Origin of the sequence: Mumia spirodelae (assembly GCF_050632745.1) — a bacterium.
Taxonomy (GTDB): Bacteria; Actinomycetota; Actinomycetes; order Propionibacteriales; family Nocardioidaceae; genus Mumia.
Window position 1 is genome coordinate 338,536 of the sequence record NZ_JBODSD010000002.1, and the last position, 18,583, is coordinate 357,118.

At 68.5% G+C, this 18,583-nt stretch carries 15 protein-coding genes and 2 rRNA genes; all 17 read right to left on the minus strand.

Translation table 11 applies throughout. The features are described from left to right. Window positions 1-22: 22 nt before the first annotated feature. Window positions 23-3,133: ribosomal RNA gene (locus ACQSSQ_RS11260) — 23S ribosomal RNA — on the minus strand. 383 nt (window positions 3,134-3,516) lie between these two features. Then, window positions 3,517-5,035: ribosomal RNA gene (locus ACQSSQ_RS11265) — 16S ribosomal RNA — on the minus strand. The 16S and 23S rRNA genes sit together here, the layout of an rRNA operon. Before the next feature lie 494 nt (window positions 5,036-5,529). Continuing rightward, a complete protein-coding gene (locus ACQSSQ_RS11270) occupies window positions 5,530-5,979 on the minus strand; it encodes a pilus assembly protein TadG-related protein (protein WP_431327173.1) in 450 nt (149 codons plus the stop codon). Next, window positions 5,976-6,425, minus strand: coding sequence for a hypothetical protein (locus ACQSSQ_RS11275; RefSeq protein ID WP_431327174.1), 450 nt, complete (start codon window positions 6,423-6,425; stop codon window positions 5,976-5,978). Before ACQSSQ_RS11275 ends, ACQSSQ_RS11270 begins: the two co-directional genes overlap by 4 nt. Next, window positions 6,422-6,841: a TadE/TadG family type IV pilus assembly protein gene (locus ACQSSQ_RS11280; RefSeq protein ID WP_431327175.1), complete on the minus strand. Its 420-nt coding sequence runs from the start codon at window positions 6,839-6,841 to the stop codon at window positions 6,422-6,424. The genes ACQSSQ_RS11275 and ACQSSQ_RS11280 overlap by 4 nt, the downstream gene beginning before the upstream one ends. Then, window positions 6,838-7,050: a hypothetical protein gene (locus ACQSSQ_RS11285; RefSeq protein WP_431327176.1), complete on the minus strand. Its 213-nt coding sequence runs from the start codon at window positions 7,048-7,050 to the stop codon at window positions 6,838-6,840. The genes ACQSSQ_RS11280 and ACQSSQ_RS11285 overlap by 4 nt, the downstream gene beginning before the upstream one ends. 17 nt (window positions 7,051-7,067) lie before the next feature. Next, window positions 7,068-8,000, minus strand: a complete 933-nt coding sequence (locus ACQSSQ_RS11290) for a type II secretion system F family protein (RefSeq protein WP_431327177.1) — start codon at window positions 7,998-8,000, stop codon at window positions 7,068-7,070. Continuing rightward, a complete protein-coding gene (locus ACQSSQ_RS11295; protein ID WP_431327178.1) occupies window positions 7,997-8,854 on the minus strand; it encodes a type II secretion system F family protein in 858 nt (285 codons plus the stop codon). The genes ACQSSQ_RS11290 and ACQSSQ_RS11295 overlap by 4 nt, the downstream gene beginning before the upstream one ends. Beyond that, complete coding sequence (locus ACQSSQ_RS11300) at window positions 8,854-10,077, minus strand: TadA family conjugal transfer-associated ATPase (RefSeq protein WP_431327179.1); 1,224 nt, start codon at window positions 10,075-10,077, stop codon at window positions 8,854-8,856. Before ACQSSQ_RS11300 ends, ACQSSQ_RS11295 begins: the two co-directional genes overlap by 1 nt. Before the next feature lie 129 nt (window positions 10,078-10,206). After that, window positions 10,207-11,145 (minus strand): helix-turn-helix domain-containing protein, encoded by a 939-nt coding sequence (locus ACQSSQ_RS11305; protein WP_431327180.1) that lies wholly within the window; start codon window positions 11,143-11,145, stop codon window positions 10,207-10,209. Window positions 11,146-11,210: 65 nt separating this feature from the next. Next, window positions 11,211-12,542, minus strand: a complete 1,332-nt coding sequence (locus ACQSSQ_RS11310; protein WP_431327181.1) for an amidase — start codon at window positions 12,540-12,542, stop codon at window positions 11,211-11,213. Next, window positions 12,539-13,654: an NAD(P)-dependent alcohol dehydrogenase gene (locus ACQSSQ_RS11315; protein WP_431327182.1), complete on the minus strand. Its 1,116-nt coding sequence runs from the start codon at window positions 13,652-13,654 to the stop codon at window positions 12,539-12,541. Before ACQSSQ_RS11315 ends, ACQSSQ_RS11310 begins: the two co-directional genes overlap by 4 nt. Beyond that, on the minus strand, window positions 13,651-14,715 hold the full coding sequence (locus tag ACQSSQ_RS11320) for a branched-chain amino acid ABC transporter permease (RefSeq protein ID WP_431327183.1): 1,065 nt from the start codon (window positions 14,713-14,715) through the stop codon (window positions 13,651-13,653). Before ACQSSQ_RS11320 ends, ACQSSQ_RS11315 begins: the two co-directional genes overlap by 4 nt. Further along, window positions 14,712-15,578, minus strand: a complete 867-nt coding sequence (locus tag ACQSSQ_RS11325) for a branched-chain amino acid ABC transporter permease (RefSeq protein WP_431327184.1) — start codon at window positions 15,576-15,578, stop codon at window positions 14,712-14,714. The genes ACQSSQ_RS11320 and ACQSSQ_RS11325 overlap by 4 nt, the downstream gene beginning before the upstream one ends. Window positions 15,579-15,582: 4 nt before the next feature. Then, window positions 15,583-16,323: an ABC transporter ATP-binding protein gene (locus tag ACQSSQ_RS11330; protein ID WP_431327185.1), complete on the minus strand. Its 741-nt coding sequence runs from the start codon at window positions 16,321-16,323 to the stop codon at window positions 15,583-15,585. Further along, window positions 16,320-17,066, minus strand: coding sequence for an ABC transporter ATP-binding protein (locus ACQSSQ_RS11335; protein ID WP_431327186.1), 747 nt, complete (start codon window positions 17,064-17,066; stop codon window positions 16,320-16,322). Before ACQSSQ_RS11335 ends, ACQSSQ_RS11330 begins: the two co-directional genes overlap by 4 nt. Beyond that, the gene (locus ACQSSQ_RS11340; protein ID WP_431327187.1) at window positions 17,066-18,379 is read right to left on the minus strand and encodes an ABC transporter substrate-binding protein; all 1,314 of its coding nucleotides are present in this window, start codon (window positions 18,377-18,379) and stop codon (window positions 17,066-17,068) included. The genes ACQSSQ_RS11335 and ACQSSQ_RS11340 overlap by 1 nt, the downstream gene beginning before the upstream one ends. Window positions 18,380-18,583: the final 204 nt, after the last annotated feature.

Here is an 18,583-nt window from a genome sequence, read left to right on the forward strand (position 1 = left end):
CATAAGTGTCATTGAAGTGTGTGTAGACAAGCCCTCGGCCTATTAGTACCGGTCAGCTACACGCATTGCTGCGCTTCCACTTCCGGCCTATCAACCCAGTGGTCTACTGGGGGCCTTAACCCACAAGGGGTGGGAAACCTCATCTTGAAACGTGCTTCCCGCTTAGATGCTTTCAGCGGTTATCACTCCCGAACGTAGCTAATCAGCAGTGCTCTTGGCAGAACAACTGACACACCAGAGGTTCGTCCATCCCGGTCCTCTCGTACTAGGGACAGCCTTTCTCAAGTTTCCTACGCGCGCGGCGGATAGGGACCGAACTGTCTCACGACGTTCTAAACCCAGCTCGCGTGCCGCTTTAATGGGCGAACAGCCCAACCCTTGGGACCTGCTCCAGCCCCAGGATGCGACGAGCCGACATCGAGGTGCCAAACCATCCCGTCGATATGGACTCTTGGGGAAGATCAGCCTGTTATCCCCGGGGTACCTTTTATCCGTTGAGCGACGCCGCTTCCACATGCCAGCGCCGGGTCACTAGTCCCGACTTTCGTCCCTGCTCCACCCGTCGGTGTCACAGTCAAGCTCCCTTGTGCACTTACACTCAACACCTGATTGCCAACCAGGCTGAGGGAACCTTTGGGCGCCTCCGTTACATTTTAGGAGGCAACCGCCCCAGTTAAACTACCCACCAGGCACTGTCCCTGATCCGGATCACGGACCTAAGTTAGATATCTAGTACGACCAGAGTGGTATTTCAACAGCGACTCCACAACCACTGGCGTGGCCGCTTCACAGTCTCCCACCTATCCTACACAAGTCGAACCAAACACCAATACCAAGCTGTAGTGAAGGTCCCGGGGTCTTTCCGTCCTGCCGCGCGTAACGAGCATCTTTACTCGTAGTGCAATTTCGCCGAGCTCGCGGTTGAGACAGCGCCCAAGTCGTTACTCCATTCGTGCAGGTCGGAACTTACCCGACAAGGAATTTCGCTACCTTAGGATGGTTATAGTTACCACCGCCGTTTACTGGGGCTTAAGTTCAGCGCTTCGCACCGAAGTGCTAACGCGTCCCCTTAACCTTCCAGCACCGGGCAGGAGTCAGTCCGTATACATCGAATTACTTCTTCGCACGGACCTGTGTTTTTAGTAAACAGTCGCTTGGGCCTGGTCTCTGCGGCCATCAACGCTCCCACCGCAAGGGTGTTCACGAATCAGGCCCCCCTTCTCCCGAAGTTACGGGGGCATTTTGCCGAGTTCCTTAACCACGATTCACTCGATCGCCTCGGTATTCTCTACCTGACCACCTGTGTCGGTTTGGGGTACGGGCGGCTCTGGTACTCGCTAGAGGCTTTTCTCGACAGCATAGGATCACTCACTTCACCTGAAACGGCTCGGCATCAGATCTCAGGCACATGGCAGACGGATTTACCTATCTGCCGCCCTACATCCTTACACGCGGACAACCATCGCCGCGATGAGCTACCTTCCTGCGTCACCCCATCACTTGCCTACTACCAGATCGGGTCACACGCGAACCTGCAACACGCCACCCCGAAGGGCAGTCACGCGCAGGACGGGTGCTTAGCATCACTGATTCAGCATGGGCGCACCAACGCCGGTACGGGAATATCAACCCGTTGTCCATCGACTACGCCTGTCGGCCTCGCCTTAGGTCCCGACTTACCCAGGGCAGATTAGCTTGACCCTGGAACCCTTGGTCATTCGGCGGAAGAGTTTCTCACTCTTCATTCGCTACTCATGCCTGCATTCTCACTCGTGTGGCATCCACGGCTGGGTCACCCCGCCGCTTCACACGCCACACGACGCTCCCCTACCCATCCACACACCTGGACCCACAAGGGGCCGAGTACACATGTGAATGCCATAGCTTCGGCGGATTGCTTGAGCCCCGCTAAATTGTCGGCGCAGAATCACTTGACCAGTGAGCTATTACGCACTCTTTCAAGGGTGGCTGCTTCTAAGCCAACCTCCTGGTTGTCTCTGCGACTCCACATCCTTTTCCACTTAGCAACCGCTTAGGGGCCTTAGCTGATGGTCTGGGCTGTTTCCCTCTCGACTACGGAGCTTATCCCCCGCAGTCTCACTGCCGCTCTCTCACTTGCCGGCATTCGGAGTTTGGCTGATTTCGGTAAGCTTGTAGGCCCCCTAGACCATCCAGTGCTCTACCTCCGGCAAGAAACAAACGACGCTGCACCTAAATGCATTTCGGGGAGAACCAGCTATCACGGAGTTTGATTGGCCTTTCACCCCTATCCACAGGTCATCCCCTCAGTTTTTAACCTAAGTGGGTTCGGTCCTCCACGCGGTCTTACCCGCGCTTCAACCTGCCCATGGATAGATCACTCCGCTTCGGGTCTAGAGCACGCGACTCAACGCCCTGTTCGGACTCGCTTTCGCTACGGCTACCCCACAACGGGTTAACCTCGCCACGTACCACTAACTCGCAGGCTCATTCTTCAAAAGGCACGCCGTCACCCCGACCAAAGTCAAGGCTCCGACGGATTGTAGGCACATGGTTTCAGGTACTATTTCACTCCCCTCCCGGGGTACTTTTCACCTTTCCCTCACGGTACTGGTCCGCTATCGGTCATCGAGGAGTATTTAGGCTTAACGGGTGGTCCCGCCAAATTCACGCGCAATTCCAGGAGTCACGCGTTACTCGGGAAACATGCAAGGAAGGCTCAGACTTACGTCTACAGGGGTCTCACCCTCTACGCCGGACCATTCCAGGCCCTTCGACTTCAACTGAGCTTTATCACTTCCCGCCGGCTCGGCAGAACCAGCAAGCACGCTCCCACGACCCCGCACAGACAACGACTGCCGTCTTTAACATCTGCACGGTTTAGCCTCATCCGCTTTCGCTCGCCACTACTCACGGAATCACGGTTGTTTTCTCTTCCTGTGGGTACTGAGATGTTTCACTTCCCCACGTTCCCTCCGCACGCCCTATGTGTTCAGGCGCCGGTGACCAGACATAACTCTGGCCGGGTTTCCCCATTCGGACACCCCTGGATCACAGCTCGGTTGTCAGCTCCCCAGGGCTTATCGCAGACTCCTACGTCCTTCATCGGCTCTCGATGCCAAGGCATCCACCATGTGCCCTTAGTAGCTTGCAAAATACACACACTACAAAGACACTCGCGTCCACTGTGAAGTTCTCAAACCACAACCCGCAACCACCCCGCACCACAGAACCAACTCCGTGGCCGACATGGCCGGAACCAAGACAACCGCACCCCCAACCCCCACCAACCGGCAGGAACCAGGAGCGCCTGATGCCTCAGGACCCAACAGTGTGCCCAACCCGACCCCACCAACCCACGCCCCTTCCACACCCACCCCGAAAGGCAAGCAGTACTAAGACCAGGCCAGCAGAACCAGACTGAATAATCGACGTTCCACCATCTGAGCACCCGACCACCACGACACTCGCGTGATCAAGCCGGGAACACACCCACCCACACCACCAGGATGCGAGCAGATGAGCAATGCTCCTTAGAAAGGAGGTGATCCAGCCGCACCTTCCGGTACGGCTACCTTGTTACGACTTCGTCCCAATCGCCAGCCCCACCTTCGACAGCTCCCTCCCACAAGGGGTTAGGCCACCGGCTTCGGGTGTTGCCGACTTTCATGACGTGACGGGCGGTGTGTACAAGGCCCGGGAACGTATTCACCGCAGCGTTGCTGATCTGCGATTACTAGCGACTCCGACTTCATGGGGTCGAGTTGCAGACCCCAATCCGAACTGAGACCGGCTTTTTGGGATTCGCTCCACCTTGCAGTTTCGCAGCCCTTTGTACCGGCCATTGTAGCATGCTTGAAGCCCTGGACATAAGGGGCATGATGACTTGACGTCATCCCCACCTTCCTCCGAGTTGACCCCGGCAGTCTCCTATGAGTCCCCACCACTACGTGCTGGCAACATAGGACAAGGGTTGCGCTCGTTGCGGGACTTAACCCAACATCTCACGACACGAGCTGACGACAGCCATGCACCACCTGTACACCAGTGTCCAAAGAGACCCACATCTCTGCAGGCTTCTGGTGTATGTCAAACCCAGGTAAGGTTCTTCGCGTTGCATCGAATTAATCAGCATGCTCCGCCGCTTGTGCGGGCCCCCGTCAATTCCTTTGAGTTTTAGCCTTGCGGCCGTACTCCCCAGGCGGGGCGCTTAATGCGTTAGCTGCGGCACGGAACCCGTGGAATGGATCCCACACCTAGCGCCCAACGTTTACGGCATGGACTACCAGGGTATCTAATCCTGTTCGCTCCCCATGCTTTCGCTCCTCAGCGTCAGAACAGGCCCAGAGAACCGCCTTCGCCACCGGTGTTCCTCCTGATATCTGCGCATTCCACCGCTACACCAGGAATTCCGTTCTCCCCTGCCTGCCTCTAGTCTGCCCGTATCGGAAGCACGAATGGGGTTAAGCCCCAAGTTTTCACTCCCGACGCGACAAACCGCCTACGAGCCCTTTACGCCCAATAATTCCGGACAACGCTCGGACCCTACGTATTACCGCGGCTGCTGGCACGTAGTTGGCCGGTCCTTCTTCTGTAGGTACCGTCACTTGCGCTTCGTCCCTACTGAAAGAGGTTTACAACCCGAAGGCCGTCATCCCTCACGCGGCGTTGCTGGATCAGGCTTTCGCCCATTGTCCAATATTCCCCACTGCTGCCTCCCGTAGGAGTCTGGGCCGTGTCTCAGTCCCAGTGTGGCCGGTCACCCTCTCAGGCCGGCTACCCGTCGTCGCCTTGGTAGGCCATCACCCCACCAACAAGCTGATAGGCCGCGAGCTCATCCCCCACCGAAAAACTTTCCACCAACACCCATGCGGGCAAAGGTCATATCCGGTATTAGCCACCGTTTCCAATGGTTATCCCAGAGTGGAGGGCAGATTACTCACGTGTTACTCACCCGTTCGCCGCTCGTGTACCCCGAAGGGCCTTACCGCTCGACTTGCATGTGTTAAGCACGCCGCCAGCGTTCGTCCTGAGCCAGGATCAAACTCTCCGTCGAAAACCCCACCAAAAGCAGGGCAACAACTTCTGTTGACCCGGACTAACTATTTGCTGACAAATAATTTGTCACGGAATCTGACCCGACAGACCAAACCGGCCTGCCAAAAGGGTCTACTGATTATCTCGTCGACTTTTAGCACACTGTTGAGTTCTCAAACATCAGACACACAAAACCCTCAACCCACACAGGCATCAGATCAAGGCGCGACCCCCAAACCTACCAGGTGCTTCACAGGCTCCCAAACCGGGCTCCCGGAGCGCACCGAGCAGCGACCCTCACCTGTTCCACGCGTGCGGAACCGGCTAGGTTCTTGCTTGAGGTGATTATCGCCAGGGCCGCGTGCCCGGCCTCTCGGCCTTGCCCGCCGCCGTCCCCGGCAACAAGAAGAACATTACAGGGTCGGTTTTTGGCGGTCAAACCGGGGGTACCCCTTAACGCGAAAACACCCTCTGACCTGCGGTGATGCGCACGGCACGAGCGGAGACGGCCGATCAGCTGATCCGCAGCTCGACGACGGCGTCCGCGTCGACCTGCGTCGTCCCGTCCCACCCCGGCGGCGCCAGCGGCATCCGGACCGTGCCGCGCAGGCGCACCCGCACCGCGTCCCCCGTCTGCTCGACGTCCCACACCAGGCTGTCGACCCCCGCGTCAGCACCCGTCGTACGGAGGTAGTCGCCGACGACGGCCCGTGCCGCTCCGGCGTCCAGCGCGATCGTCCCCTCCCCCGCGCCGTACAGGCTCGCGCGCGCCACGCCCTCGCTCGCCGCGAGCGCTGCGCCGTCGGCAAGGTCGGCGAGACGCCGCTGAGCGAGGTAGGCCGTCGAGGCGTTGACCGCCATCGCGACGACGAGACCAGCGACGACGAAGAACCCGACGATCATGACGGTCACCTGGCCGCCCTCGCTCCGTACCGGCGTCCCTGCCGGTCTCGCTGCGCTCACGAACGGTCCTCGCGGAAGCGGCCGTACGGCTCGGTGTGGGTGCTGGAGACGCGCACGCTCGGACGCGCACCGCCGAGGACGTCGGGCAGGAAGGGCAGCGGTGCACGGGAGCTCACCGTCACCACGACCGAGGACCCCGGGCTGAGGCACGGTCCGCCCGTGCAGCGGACGCGGACCGAACCCTCCGACGCAGAGATCCGGTGGTCCTCGAGGACCAGCTCCGCGGCGCGGACGGCGCGCGCCTCGGCGACCCCGGGATCGGGCGCCTGCACGAACGCGCGTCCCGCGGCCCGGCCGGCGGCGCTCACGCCGTACGCCGCGCGTTGGACCTCGAAGACCGCGATCACCACGTACACGAGCGGGATCAGAAGGAGGAGCGCGAGCCACGTCGTCTCCACCACCGCGGAGCCCCGGTCTCCCCGGTCGCGACGACGGCGCGACGTCACGCTGACCCCGCCTCGACGACGGCGCGACCGACGCCCTCGACCTCGACCGTCGAACCGAACATCCCGAGGGCCGGGACGCTCGCGCGGGCACGGACCACCACGACCGGCTGGCCGCCGACGGTGCTCCGCTCGGCACGGACGTCGCGGGCGTAGCGCGCGGACAGCGCCTGGGTGATCTGGTCGCGGGTTCGTGCGGATCCCAGCTGTGGTGAGGCGCCGTCGCGCGACGCGGCCCGCGCTCCGTCCGCGGCCGCCGCCGTCAAGGTGTTGCGGACGTGGAGCACGAGGCCCACCTGGACGATCGCGAGGACGAGCGGCACCAGGACCACCATGACGAGGCAGAACTCCGCGACAGCGGACCCGTCGTCAGGGCTCCGTCCCCGACCGCGGCGGACGCGAGGGCGTACGAGGCTCATCCTCCGACGGACGTCAGCGCGGCCTCGAGCATCGTCTTCAGCCGCGGGCCCGCGACTGCGGTGAGGCCGGCGACCAGTCCGGCCGACATCACAGTGATCATCACCCATCCGGGGACGTCGCCGCGCTCGTCGCGGTGGCGCAGCCTGCAGTGAACGGCGCGAAAGGCGCGCACGGCACGCGACGGACGCGCGGGGGTGGTGACGGACATGGACGCTCCTCGAAGGGTCAGGGCGTGGTGAGCGAGAGGCTCACCAGGCCGGGGTAGAACGCGAACAGCACGGTCACGGGAAGGACCAGGAACACGACGGGCACGAGCATCAGCACCTCGCGGCGGGCGCCGGACTCGACCAGCTCGCGGCGGCCCGCCTCGCGGACGTCTGCTGCCTGGGCGTGCAGGACGTCGACCAGCGGGGTCCCTCGCTCGACGGCGACCGCGAGGGTCTCGGCGAACCGCGCGACGGCCGGGACGCCCGTCCGCGCGGACAGGTCGTCGAGCGCATCGGTGAGCGGACGGCCGGTGCGGACGTCCGCGACGACGGCACGGAGGTCGCTGGAGAGGGCGCCGTCGCTGACGTCGGCGACGCGCTCCAACGCGGAGACCGGCCCCTCGCCGGCGGCGACGGCGAGCGCCATGAGGTCGGCGATCGAGGGGAACTCCCGAGCGACGCGTTCCTCGTGGCGCTGCACCGCGCGGGTCAGCGCCACGTCGCGCGCAAGCACCCCCGAGACTCCTGCGGCCAGGCACAGGACCAGGCCGGCAAGCGGGCGTACGTCCGCCACGAGACCCCAGGTGAGGAGGATCGTGGCAGCGGCGCCGAAGGCCGCCACCCCCGACACGACCTGGCTCGCCCGGAACTCCTCGAGGGTGAGCGGGGACCGCAGCCTGCGGAGACGCCGCCGTACGGAGGAGCTGCCGCCCAGGACCCGCTCGACTACGTCCGCCCCACCGCGTACGGCGGGGCCGAAGACCGCCCGGCCGGCCGTCCACGGCTCCGGGCCGTCACGCGGTCGGGGCGTCCCGACCGTCACGTCGCGGACGTACGGCGCGACCCGGCTCTCCAACGACGGGCGTCGACGCAGCCGGGCGACGCGGACGAGCTCGAGCAGTCCGAGGGCGATGCCGGCCGCGAGGACCGCGCCGAGCAGCGGGGCCGTCACCGCAGGACCCGTGGTTCTCGAGGGAGGCGCCCGATGAGGAGCATGAGCCGGTAGGCCAGCACGCACACGACGAGCCCGACCACGAGCAGGACCAGCCCGGTCCCCGACCCGAACCGGGTGATCGCGTCACGCTGCAACGACATCAGCGCGAGCACGATCCACGGAGCGGCCACGGCGAGCCGCGCACCGTTGACGGTCCACGCCTGACGCGCGACGAGCTCGCCGCGGGTCCGGAGGTCGTCGCGGAGGAAGGCCGACAGCGTCCGCAGCATCCGCCCGAGGTCGCCGCCCCCGACGTCGCGCGCCACGCGCAGCGCCTCGACGACCCGGTCCCCGACGGGATCGGCGAGCCGCGCCTTGAGGGCGTCGAGGCTCTCGGAGAACCGCCCGCTCGCCTGGTAGTCGCGGGCGAACGCGGCGAACGGCTCGCGCAACGGCTCGGGCCCGCGCTCGCCGAGCCCTGCGACGGCCTCCGGGAGCGACATCCCGGCGCGGACGGCGGAGGCGAGATGGTCGACCGCCTCCGGCCACGCCGCCGCACGCTCCTCGGCGACGCGACCCGCGCGGCTGCGGACCACCGCGAGCGGCAGGTACGAGGCTCCCGCGGCGGCGACCAGCGCCACGGTCGGCGTCGCGGTGATCAGCAGCGCGAGCACGAGCCCGAGCAGGCCGCACAACACGCAGACCGTGAGGAGGCCCCGTGCCGTGGTCCCGTCCACGCCGGCGCGAGCGAGGAGCTCGTCGAGGCGCCCCGGCCGGCGGTCGTGCGGGTCGTGGACACGGGGAGGCGCGGTCAGGCCGGACCACACCATGAGGAGCCCGACCCCCACGCCGAGCCCGACGAGATAGCCCATCAGTCCTCCGTCCGCAGGAGAGCCGCCACGTCGATGCCCGCCTGGACGAACCGCTCCGTACGAGCGGGCGTGCCGCTCGCACGGACGAGCGCGCCGTCGCGGTGGACGAACAGGGACTCGGTCTCGATGACCTCGTTCTCGACCCGGCCGCTGACCGCGGCGATCTCGCGCACGCTGCGGCGCCCCTGCGCGTCCATGCCGAGGTGGACGACGTGGTCGACGCACGTCGCGACCGTGGGGACGACGAACCTCGCGGAGATGTTCTCGCCGGCCAGCAACGGGAGCGTGCACATCTTGACCAGGGCCTGCCGGGCCGACGACGCGTGCAGGGTGGCCATCCCGGGAAGGCCCGCGTTGAGCGCGAGCAGCAGGTCGAAGCACTCCTCCGCCCGCACCTCGCCGATCACCAGCCGGGAGGGCCGCATCCGCAACGCCTCCTTGACCAGGGTCCGCAGCCGGATCTCGCCGGTGCCCTCGAGCCCGGCCTGGCGGGTCTGCAGCGCGACCCAGTCCGGGTGCGAGAACCTGAGCTCGAAGACCTCCTCCGCGGACACGATGCGCTCCGTGCCGGGCACCTCGGCGGCGAGCGCGTTGAGGAAGGTCGTCTTGCCGCACTGCGTCCCGCCCGAGACGAGGACGTTGTGGCCCGAGACCACGCTCGCCCGCAGGAACGCCGCCGCGTGCTCGGTCAGCGCTCCGGCGGCGACGAGGTCGCCCAGACCGCGGAACCGCGCTCCGAACTTGCGCACGTTGACGGCGGCGAACCCGCGCGCGATGCCCTCGAGCACGACGTGCAGCCGGTGCCCGCCGGGCAGTGTCGCGTCCACGAACGGCTGGCTCATGTCGAGCCGCCGGCCGCTGGTCGCGAGCATCCGCTCGACCAGCTCCCGCACCTCGACGGGGGTCAGGATCACCGAGGTCAGCTCGTGCCGGCCGCCGCGCGCCACGAACACGCGGGACGGCTCGTTGATCCAGATCTCCTCGACCTCGGGGTCGTCGAGGTAGGGCTGGAGCGGGCCGAGCCCGGCCACGGCGGCGACCAGCTCGCCGATCGTGGCGTCGGGATCGGTCAGCGGCGCGACCGCGCCCGTGAGGCTGCGCTGGTCGTGCGCGGCCGCGACCTGCTCGGCGATGCGCCGCACGGTGGCGGCGTCACGGAGCGGGTCGACGCCCTGGGCGCGCACGTGCGCGCGGACCTCGTCGGCCAGGCTGCTCGTCGTCACGGGACTCCCCACGGCGGTTCTCGTGCGGGAATACTGCCGTAAACGGGTGTCACACGAACAGACCCCGAGCCCACCTTGTGGACAACCCCGTCGGAGCCGGCGATGGCGTCGAGCAGGCGCGGGCGGGGCTCAGCCGAGCCCGCGGGCGCGGTACGCCCGGGGCGAGAGGCCGTTCTCGCGGTGGAACGCCCGGCTGAAGTGCGAGGGGTCCGGCAGCCCGACCGCGGCGCCGATCTCGGCGATGGAGGTGTTGGCGTGCTCCGCGCTCAGGAGCAGGTCGCGGGCGCGCGCGATCCGGCGGTCGCGGATGTAGGTCGCGACGGGCCCGAGCTCGGCCGCGAACGCCTCGTACAGCCGACGCCGCGAGACACCGGTGAGCGCGGCGACGGCGGCCGCGTCGAGCGTCGGGTCGGCGAGCCGGGTCTCGACGTGCTGCTGCGCGGCCTCCACGATCTGGCGGTGGTCGGTCCCCGGCGCCAGCCGGAACGCCGGCGTGTCCCGGACGACCCGCGCCGCGAGGTCGGCCAGCTGCCCGGCGGAGCGGAACTCGCCCCGCGCGCTCGCGAGCATCGCCTCCCGCAGCGGGACGAGGTTGTCGCCGGTGAGCGGCCGCGCGGCCTTCATCGCGAGCTGGTCGCGCGACACCCCGAGGGCGCTGCGCGGGACGAGGAGCAGCAGGATGCCGAACGGCAGCGTGCTCCCCGCCTCGTACGGGTCGGCGGTGTCGTAGACGACCACGTCCCCGCGCGCGAGGGTGTGGACGCGGTCGTGCTGACGCAGCGCCATGTGGCCGCCGAGGCCGAGGCAGAGCTTGACGTAGTCGCCCCCGGCCGCGGCGAGCTCGGGGCTGCGGCGGGCGACGTGCGCGGTGCCCTGCAGCGTGCAGGCGCGCACGCCGTCGTGCTCCCGCATCGTGATGTGCCCGTGGACGACGCGGTCAGGGCCGCTGATCGTGAGCGGGACGAGCATCCGCGAGCACGCCTCGGTCCACATCTGGGTCGTGCTGGCCACCGACGAACGGCGGGTGTCGAGCTCGTCGAACCCGCCTCGCGATCGGTCGTTCCACACGTTGGCCACCTCGGACGTCCGGCGCACGCGTCGCCGGGGGTCGGCGCCGGTGCCCTGGTGCCGCATCATAGGCCGGAAGTCGCCGCAGCGGCGGCGATCAGCACGATCGCCTCCTCCGAGGGCCGTCCGAGGACCTGCAGCCCGACGGGCAGACCGTCGGCCGGACCGACCGGGACCGAGACCGCGGGGGCCCCCGTGACGTTGGCCAGCGAGGTGTTGCGGGTGAGGACGGGCTCGATCGGCTCGGGCTCGCTGCCGACGCAGACCGTCATGGCCCCGATCGGGGGCGCGACGACCGGCACGGTCGGGCTCACGAGGACGTCGACCTGGCTCAGCGTCGCCGCGAACCAGGCCTTCACCCTCGCCACGGCGTCGCGCGTCGCGGCCAGGTCGGCGCCCTCGACCGGCCCCATCCCGAGCAGCTCGGCGAGGTCGGGGCCGTACGACGCAGGATCGGCCGCGAACGCCTCCCGGTGGATGCGCTCGGCCTCGTCGCGGACGAGCGTGAGGATCGCGTACGCCCGTCCGACCAGGTCGGGCACGTCGACGTCGACCACCGCTCCGACGCGCCCGGCGAGGGAATCGCGCGCCGGCTCGCACACGGCGCGGACCTCGGGGGACGCCCCGGCGCCGCCGTCGACCAGCCAGCCGACGCGCAGCCCCGCGGGATCGCCCGAGGGGACGGTCCCGGATCCTGCGAGCGCCTCGTACGCCGTCCCGACGTCGGCGACCGTGCGCGCGAGGAGGCCGACGTGGTCCAGGCTCGGGGCGAGCGGGTACGCGCCGGCGGTGCTCAGCCAGCCCGCGCTGGGCTTGAGCCCGACGCACCCGCAGAGCGCTGCCGGGATCCGCGCGCTGCCGGCGGTGTCCGAGCCGAGCGCGAGCAGGCTGCTGCGGGCCGTGACCGACGCGCCGCCGCCGCCCGACGAGCCGCCCGGCACCCGGTCGTACGCCCAGGGGTTGCGCGTGGGCCCGAAGTGCGGGTTGTCGGTGCGACCGCCCCAGGCGAACTCGTGCGTGGCGTGCTTGCCGAGCACGACGGCCCCCGCCTCGCGGAGGGCCGTCACGGAGGCCGCGTCGGTGCCCGGGACGTGGTCGGCGAACCGCACCGACCCGTACGTCGTCCGCAGGGCCGCGGTGTCGAACAGGTCCTTGACCCCGACCGGGATGCCGTGGAGCCGGCTGCGTGGACCCGACCGTGCGATCTCCTGCTGCGCGGCCCTCGCCTGCGCGGTCGCCCCGTCGCGGTCGACCGTCACGTACGCGTTGAGCCCCGGCTCGGTCTCCTCGATCCTCCGCAGGTACGCAGCCGTCAGCTCGACCGCGCCGACGTCGCCGGCGGCGAGCGCGTCGGCGGCGCCGACGAGGTCGAGCGCGAGGAGCGCGTCGTCGTTCATCGCGGCATGCAGACGACGGGCTTGATCGCCTCGCCCGACAGGCTGGCGGCGATCGCGTCCTCGACCTGGTCGAGTGCGAAGTACTGGATGAGCCGGTCGTACGGGAACCGGCCCTGCGCGTGCAGCGCGAGCAGGCTCCCGATCACCTGGCGGCTGGTCCCGCCCCCTCCGAGCACGCCGACGATCCGCTTGCCCCACAGCGTCGTGAGGTGGTCGACGGAGAACTCCGCCCCGGCGGGCGCGCCACCGACGAGGATGCACGTGCCGAGCATGCCCACCGAGTCGACCGCCTGACGCACCACCGGGATCGCCCCGGTGCACTCCAGGGCGAACGTCGCCGGCCCGTCGCAGATCTCGTGCACCGCGGCGACCGCGTCCTCGTGTCGGACGTCCACCGTGTGGGTGGCGCCGAAGGACTCCGCGAGCGCGAGGCGCGACGGGTGCCGGTCGACGGCGATGATCGTGGTCGCAGGGGTGCAGCGCGCCGCCATCACGGCGGACAGGCCGACGGCACCCGCGCCGTACACGACGAGGGAGTCGCCCATCTTCGGCCGTGCGGTGTTGAGCACCGCGCCGGCGCCGGTGGAGATCCCGCAGGCCAACGGGCCGACGATCTCCAGCGGCACCTCCTCCGGGACGACGACCAGCGCGTCGGCCCAGGTCAGGGCGTACGTCGCCAGGGAGGACTGGCCGAAGAAGTGGCTCGAGAGCTCGGAGCCGTCGCCGCGGCGCAGCGCGGAGTCGCCGGCGCGCGGGCCGAGCAGGCGGACGCCGGCGACCAGCGCCTCCCCCAGCCGGTCGCAGTAGCGGGGCTCGCCGCCGCGGCAGTGGGCGCATGCGCCGCACGAGGGCCACCCGATGACGACGTGGTCGCCCGGGCGGACCGACGTGACGTCGTCCCCGACGGCCTCGACGACCCCGGCGCCCTCGTGCCCGAGCACGGCGGGGAGCGGCTGCGGGAGGTCGCCGTGCCGGGTGATCTCGTCGGTGTGGCACAGGCCCGTCGCGACGATGCGGACCAGGGCCTCCCCCGGCCCCGGCGCGTCGAGGTCGACCTCCTCCAGGACGAACGGCGCCCCGGTCTTCTCGACTACGGCTGCGGTGATCCTCACGGACGGTCCTCCTGGGCGGTGGTCGGGGTGGGAGCGGTCGCGGCGGGCGTCGGCAGGTCGAGGTGGTAGCCGACGGGGAAGACCCGGAAGCCCGTCCGGTCGATGACCTGACCCCACAGGCCCCGGGGCATCCAGATCGCCGAGGCGGCAGCGAGCACGCCGAGCACGATCAGGTACCAGCTGCCGGAGTCGGCGAGGAGCTGCTGCAGGGCGAAGAACACGATCGCGCCGACGATCGGGCCCTCGAGGTAGCCGATGCCGCCGATCACGACGATGAAGATCATGTACGCCGACCACTGCACGCTGAAGATGGCATCGGGCTGCACGCTCAACGCGTTGATCGCGAGCAAGCCGCCGGCGGCGCCGCAGCCTGCGGCGGAGGCGAGGTAGACGATGTGCTTCGCCCGCGCCACGTCGACCCCCGACGCACGGGCGGCGACGTCGTCGTCGCGCACCGCGGTCAGGGCGAGTCCGACGCGTCCCCGCAGCAGCCAGTAGCAGGCGCCGACGGTGAGGATCGCGACCCCGAGCGCCGACCAGTAGACCAGTGCGGACCGCAGCGTCTGGTCGATGCCGCTCATCCCGGTCAGGGAGCGCCCGCTGGGTCCGCCGAGCGCGTCGATCTTGATCACGACGAGGCGGTAGACCTCCGCGATCACCCACGTGCCGACGGCGAAGTAGTCACCGCGCAGCCGGAACGCGAGCCACGAGGTCGGGATCGCCAGGACCGCCGCCGTCAGCGCCGCGAAGACCAGCGCGAGGAACGGGGACAGCCCTTGGTCCGCAAGCCCGACCACCGTGTAGGCGCCGACGCCGATGAAGGCCTGCTGGCCGACCGAGACCATGCCGCCGAACCCCGCGAGGAGGTTCCACATGCTGGCGATGATGATCAGCACGAACAGCGTGAACAGACTGCTCGTCACGGACTCGAAGACGAGGAACGGCAGCGCCGCGAGGAGGACGAGGACCGCGCCGAGCGCGACCGTGCTCCAGCGCGAGCCGCGGGCGGAGCGGCGTACGACGGCCCCGCGCGCACCCGGGTGCGCCATCAGGGCGCTCATGCGACCACCCGCTTCGGGATCATGCCCTGCGGACGGAACGCCAGCACGGCGAGGAACACCAGGTGGCCCGCGAGGACCGCGCTCGAGGGGTCGTACAGGGCGACGACGCTCTGCGTCAGCCCGAGCGCGAGCCCGCCGGCCAGCGTGCCCCACAGCGACCCGAGCCCGCCGATCACGACGGCCTCGAACGCGAAGATCAGCCGCGACGGGCCGAGCGCCGGGTCGAACGACGAGCGCATCGCGAAGATCATCCCCGCGAGCGCCACCGTCCCGAACGCGATCGCGGTCGCGATCCCGTACACGTGCCGCGAGTTGGCGCCGACCAGCGCCGCGGTCTCGGGATCGTCGGAGGCGGCGCGCATGATGCGGCCGTTGCGGGTGCGCGACAGGAAGATCTGGATCGCCGCGATCGAGCCCAGCGCGGCGACGAGACCCAGGATGCCCAGGTACGACAGCGAGATCTCGCCGACCTTCAGCGAGCTGGTCGCCAGCGCCCCGGCGTCGAGCGTGCGGGTGTCGGCGGAGAAGGTCTCGAGCAGCACGTTCTGGAGGACGATCGACAGACCGAACGTCACCAGCAGCGTCGCGAGCGGACCCGCGGTGAGGCTGCGCTGGAAGAGGAAGCGCTGCGTGGCGTAGCCGACGGCCGCGAACAGCGGGATCGACACCACGACCACTGCCCACAGTGGCAGGAACGTCGAGCTGACCAGCACGAACGCGAGGAACGAGGCGGCGATCGCGAGATCGCCGTGGGCGAGGTTCACGATCCTCATCACGCCGAACATCACGGACAGGCCGCAGGCGAACAGCGCGTAGAGACCGCCGAGCAGGAGGCCCTGCATCACGGCGTTGAGCAGATCCATCGGGTCAACCCGCCTTCGGAGTGGTGTCGATGCCGAAGTACGCCGCCTCGACGTCGGGCAGCGCGAGCTCGCTCGGCCGCCCGGAGAGGACGGTCCGTCCTTCGAGCAGACAGTGGACGTGGTCGGCGACGGCCATCGCCTGGCTGACGTCCTGCTCCACGAGCAGCACGGCGCAGCCGCTGCGGACGATCTCGTCCAGCGCCTGGTAGATCCGCTGGACGACGACCGGGGCCAGACCGAGGGACAGCTCGTCGATCAGCAGCAGCCGCGGGTTCGCCATCAGGGCGCGCCCGATCGCGACCGCCTGCTGCTGGCCGCCGGAGAGCTGCGTCGACGCCTGGTCCCGCCGGTCGGGCATCCAGTCGAAGAGCTCGTAGACCGCGGCCAGGTCCCAGCGGCCCGGCCGGCGGCGGTACGCGCCGGAGAGGAGGTTCTCCTCGAGCGTGAGCGACGGGAAGAGGCGCCGACCCTCGGGGACCATCACCATCCCCTGCTCGACCCGGCTGTGGGTCGGCGTGCCGGTCACGTCCGTGCCGGCCAGGGAGATCGTGCCCGCGACCGGCTTGAGGACGCCGGCGAGCGTCCGGAGCAGCGTGGACTTCCCCGCTCCGTTGGCCCCGATCACGGCGACCTTCTCGCCCTCGCGGACGTCGAGGTCGAAGTCGTGCAGGGCCTGGAGCTGGCCGTGACGGACGGCCAGGCCCCGGACGCTCAGCAGGGCGTCCTGGGTGGGTTCGGCACTCATGCCACGTCTCCTTCCACGGTGAGGGCGTGCCCGAGGTAGAGCTCGCGCACGGTCGGGTCGGCGAGCACGGCGGACGGCTCGCCGTCGGCGACGAGACGGCCGCCGGCGAGGCAGGCCAGGCGGTCGACCGTCGCGGTCAGCGCGTGGACGACGTGCTCGATCCAGACGATCGCGACGCCGGTCGCGTTGACCGCCCGGACGAGCTCCACGAGCTCGACCACCTCGGGGTCGGTGAGCCCGCCGGCGACCTCGTCGAGGAGCAGGACCTTGGGCGAGGCCGCCATCGCGCGCGCCACCTCGAGCCGCTTGCGCTGCAGCAGCGTGAGGGCGCCGCCGCGGGTGTTCGCGACTGCCAGCAGGCCGGCCCGCTCGAGGGTGTCGGCGGCGGCGTCGGCTGCTGCACGGCCCCGCAGCCCGGCCGCGCCCGTCGCCGAGACGAGCACGTTCTCGAACACCGTCATCCCCTCGAACGGGCGAGGGATCTGGTAGGTCCGACCCATCCCGGCGCGCGCACGCTGGTGCGGCGGCACGCGGGTCACGTCCTCCCCGTCGAAGACGACGCGGCCGCTGTCGGGTGCCAGGTCGCCGGAGATCATCGCGAACAGCGAGCTCTTACCGGCGCCGTTGGGCCCGACGATCCCGAGGGTCTCGCCGGGCGCGAGGCGCAGGTCCAGCGCGTCGGCCACGACGACCTGTCCGAAGCTCTTGGACAGGCCGTCGAGGCGCAGCAGGTCGTCGGGCATCAGGCGTTCGTCGGCTCGAGGTCCGCACCCACGGGGACCTCCGTGTTCGCCGAGTTGTCGACGATCGAGATGTCCCACGCGAAGTCCGTGCCCGGACGCCACTGGCCGCCGACCGGGTGCTGGATCGCGATGCCCGGCTCCGGCCCCGCGGTGAAGTCGAGGGCGCCGCTCATGCCCACGTACGACATGGTCCGCAGCTTCTCGGCGACGTCGTCCTTGTCCTTCGGGTCGTCGGCCTTCTTGAAGGCCTCGATCGCGATCTCGAAGAGCGAGTACACCGAGCCGAGCGCCTGGGTCCACTGGTTGCCCGTGTCCTTCGCGAAGGCGTCGGCGAGCTCCTTGCTCGTGGTGCCGTCGAGGCTCGAGGTGTAAGGGTGCGACGGGCTCCACCAGATGTCGGTGGCGATGTTGTTCGACAGCTCGCCGAGCGCCTCGGCCTCGGCCGGGAAGAGCATGACCTTCGCGACCGTCGCGAGCTTGGGCCGGAAGTCCTGCTGCTGCGCCTGCTTCCAGAAGGTCTGGAAGTCCGGAGGGATCGGCGTCGTCGTGAAGAGCTCGGCGCCGGACTTCTTGAACTTGGCGATCTGCGCACTGAAGTCCGCGGCCCCGTTCTGGTACTTGCCGCCGTCGACCGGGTTCCAGCCCTCGGCCTTCATCGCCGCGCCGAGGCCCTCGCGGAACGCGTTCGCGTCGGTGTCGTCGGGCCACAGCGCCGCGACGTCGCGCGACTGCACACCCATGCGGTCCCACATCGGGAAGAAGCACTCGGCGAACTGGTCCATGCCGAAGAAGAAGAGGGTCGTGTAGGTGAAGCCCTCGCCCGACTTGCCGCCGCGACCGTGGAACCACGCCTCCCAGGGAGCGATCGTGGTGACGTTCGGGACGCCCGACGCCTCGCACTGGTCGGCGACCGGGTTGGTCGTGTCCGGGGTGCCCGAGCCGACGATGAGGTCGACCTTGTCGGCGCTGATGAGCTGCTGGGTGACCTCGGTGGCGCGCGTGGGGTTGGACTGCGTGTCCTTGACGACGATCTCGACCTTGCGCTTCTTGCCGCCCACGGTGAAGCCCTTGCGGACGGCCTCGTTGATCTGCTTCACCACGAAGGAGTCGGAGGAGGCGAAGCTCGCCAGCGGCCCGGTCTGCGGCGACACGAAGCCGATCTTGAGGACGTCGCTCCCCGACGAGCCGGTCCCCTTGAGGCCGCCGCACGCGGAGAGCAGCGAGCCTCCGCCGAGGGCCACGGCCCCCATGCCGACGGTCTGGAGGAACGAGCGGCGCGAGTAGCCGGTCGAAGGGCTGGGATCCGTGTCCATGGTGAGTTCTCCTCGGTGCTCGGGGGGACGTCGAGCGTCACGACGACGCGACGATGTGCCACCCGGGAGCAGCGGGGCGGGTCTCGCCCTTGTTCGCTCAACGCACGAGTGTTGCGACAGCGAACCGGTGTGGCGAGTGCGAACCTATCTGTGAGCCAGATCTCGCCGGAAGCCCGTCACGCGTGGTTGCACGAAATGTCAAGT

Coding starts and splice junctions, on each gene's coding strand:
- ACQSSQ_RS11280 (WP_431327175.1), bottom strand. CDS start 6,841: ATGAGCCTCGTACGCCCTCGCGTCCGCCGCGGTCGGGGACGGAGCCCT.
- ACQSSQ_RS11285 (WP_431327176.1), bottom strand. CDS start 7,050: ATGTCCGTCACCACCCCCGCGCGTCCGTCGCGTGCCGTGCGCGCCTTT.
- ACQSSQ_RS11295 (WP_431327178.1), bottom strand. CDS start 8,854: ATGGGCTATCTCGTCGGGCTCGGCGTGGGGGTCGGGCTCCTCATGGTG.
- ACQSSQ_RS11310 (WP_431327181.1), bottom strand. CDS start 12,542: ATGAACGACGACGCGCTCCTCGCGCTCGACCTCGTCGGCGCCGCCGAC.
- ACQSSQ_RS11320 (WP_431327183.1), bottom strand. CDS start 14,715: ATGAGCGCCCTGATGGCGCACCCGGGTGCGCGCGGGGCCGTCGTACGC.
- ACQSSQ_RS11325 (WP_431327184.1), bottom strand. CDS start 15,578: ATGGATCTGCTCAACGCCGTGATGCAGGGCCTCCTGCTCGGCGGTCTC.
- ACQSSQ_RS11330 (WP_431327185.1), bottom strand. CDS start 16,323: ATGAGTGCCGAACCCACCCAGGACGCCCTGCTGAGCGTCCGGGGCCTG.
- ACQSSQ_RS11335 (WP_431327186.1), bottom strand. CDS start 17,066: ATGCCCGACGACCTGCTGCGCCTCGACGGCCTGTCCAAGAGCTTCGGA.
- ACQSSQ_RS11340 (WP_431327187.1), bottom strand. CDS start 18,379: ATGGACACGGATCCCAGCCCTTCGACCGGCTACTCGCGCCGCTCGTTC.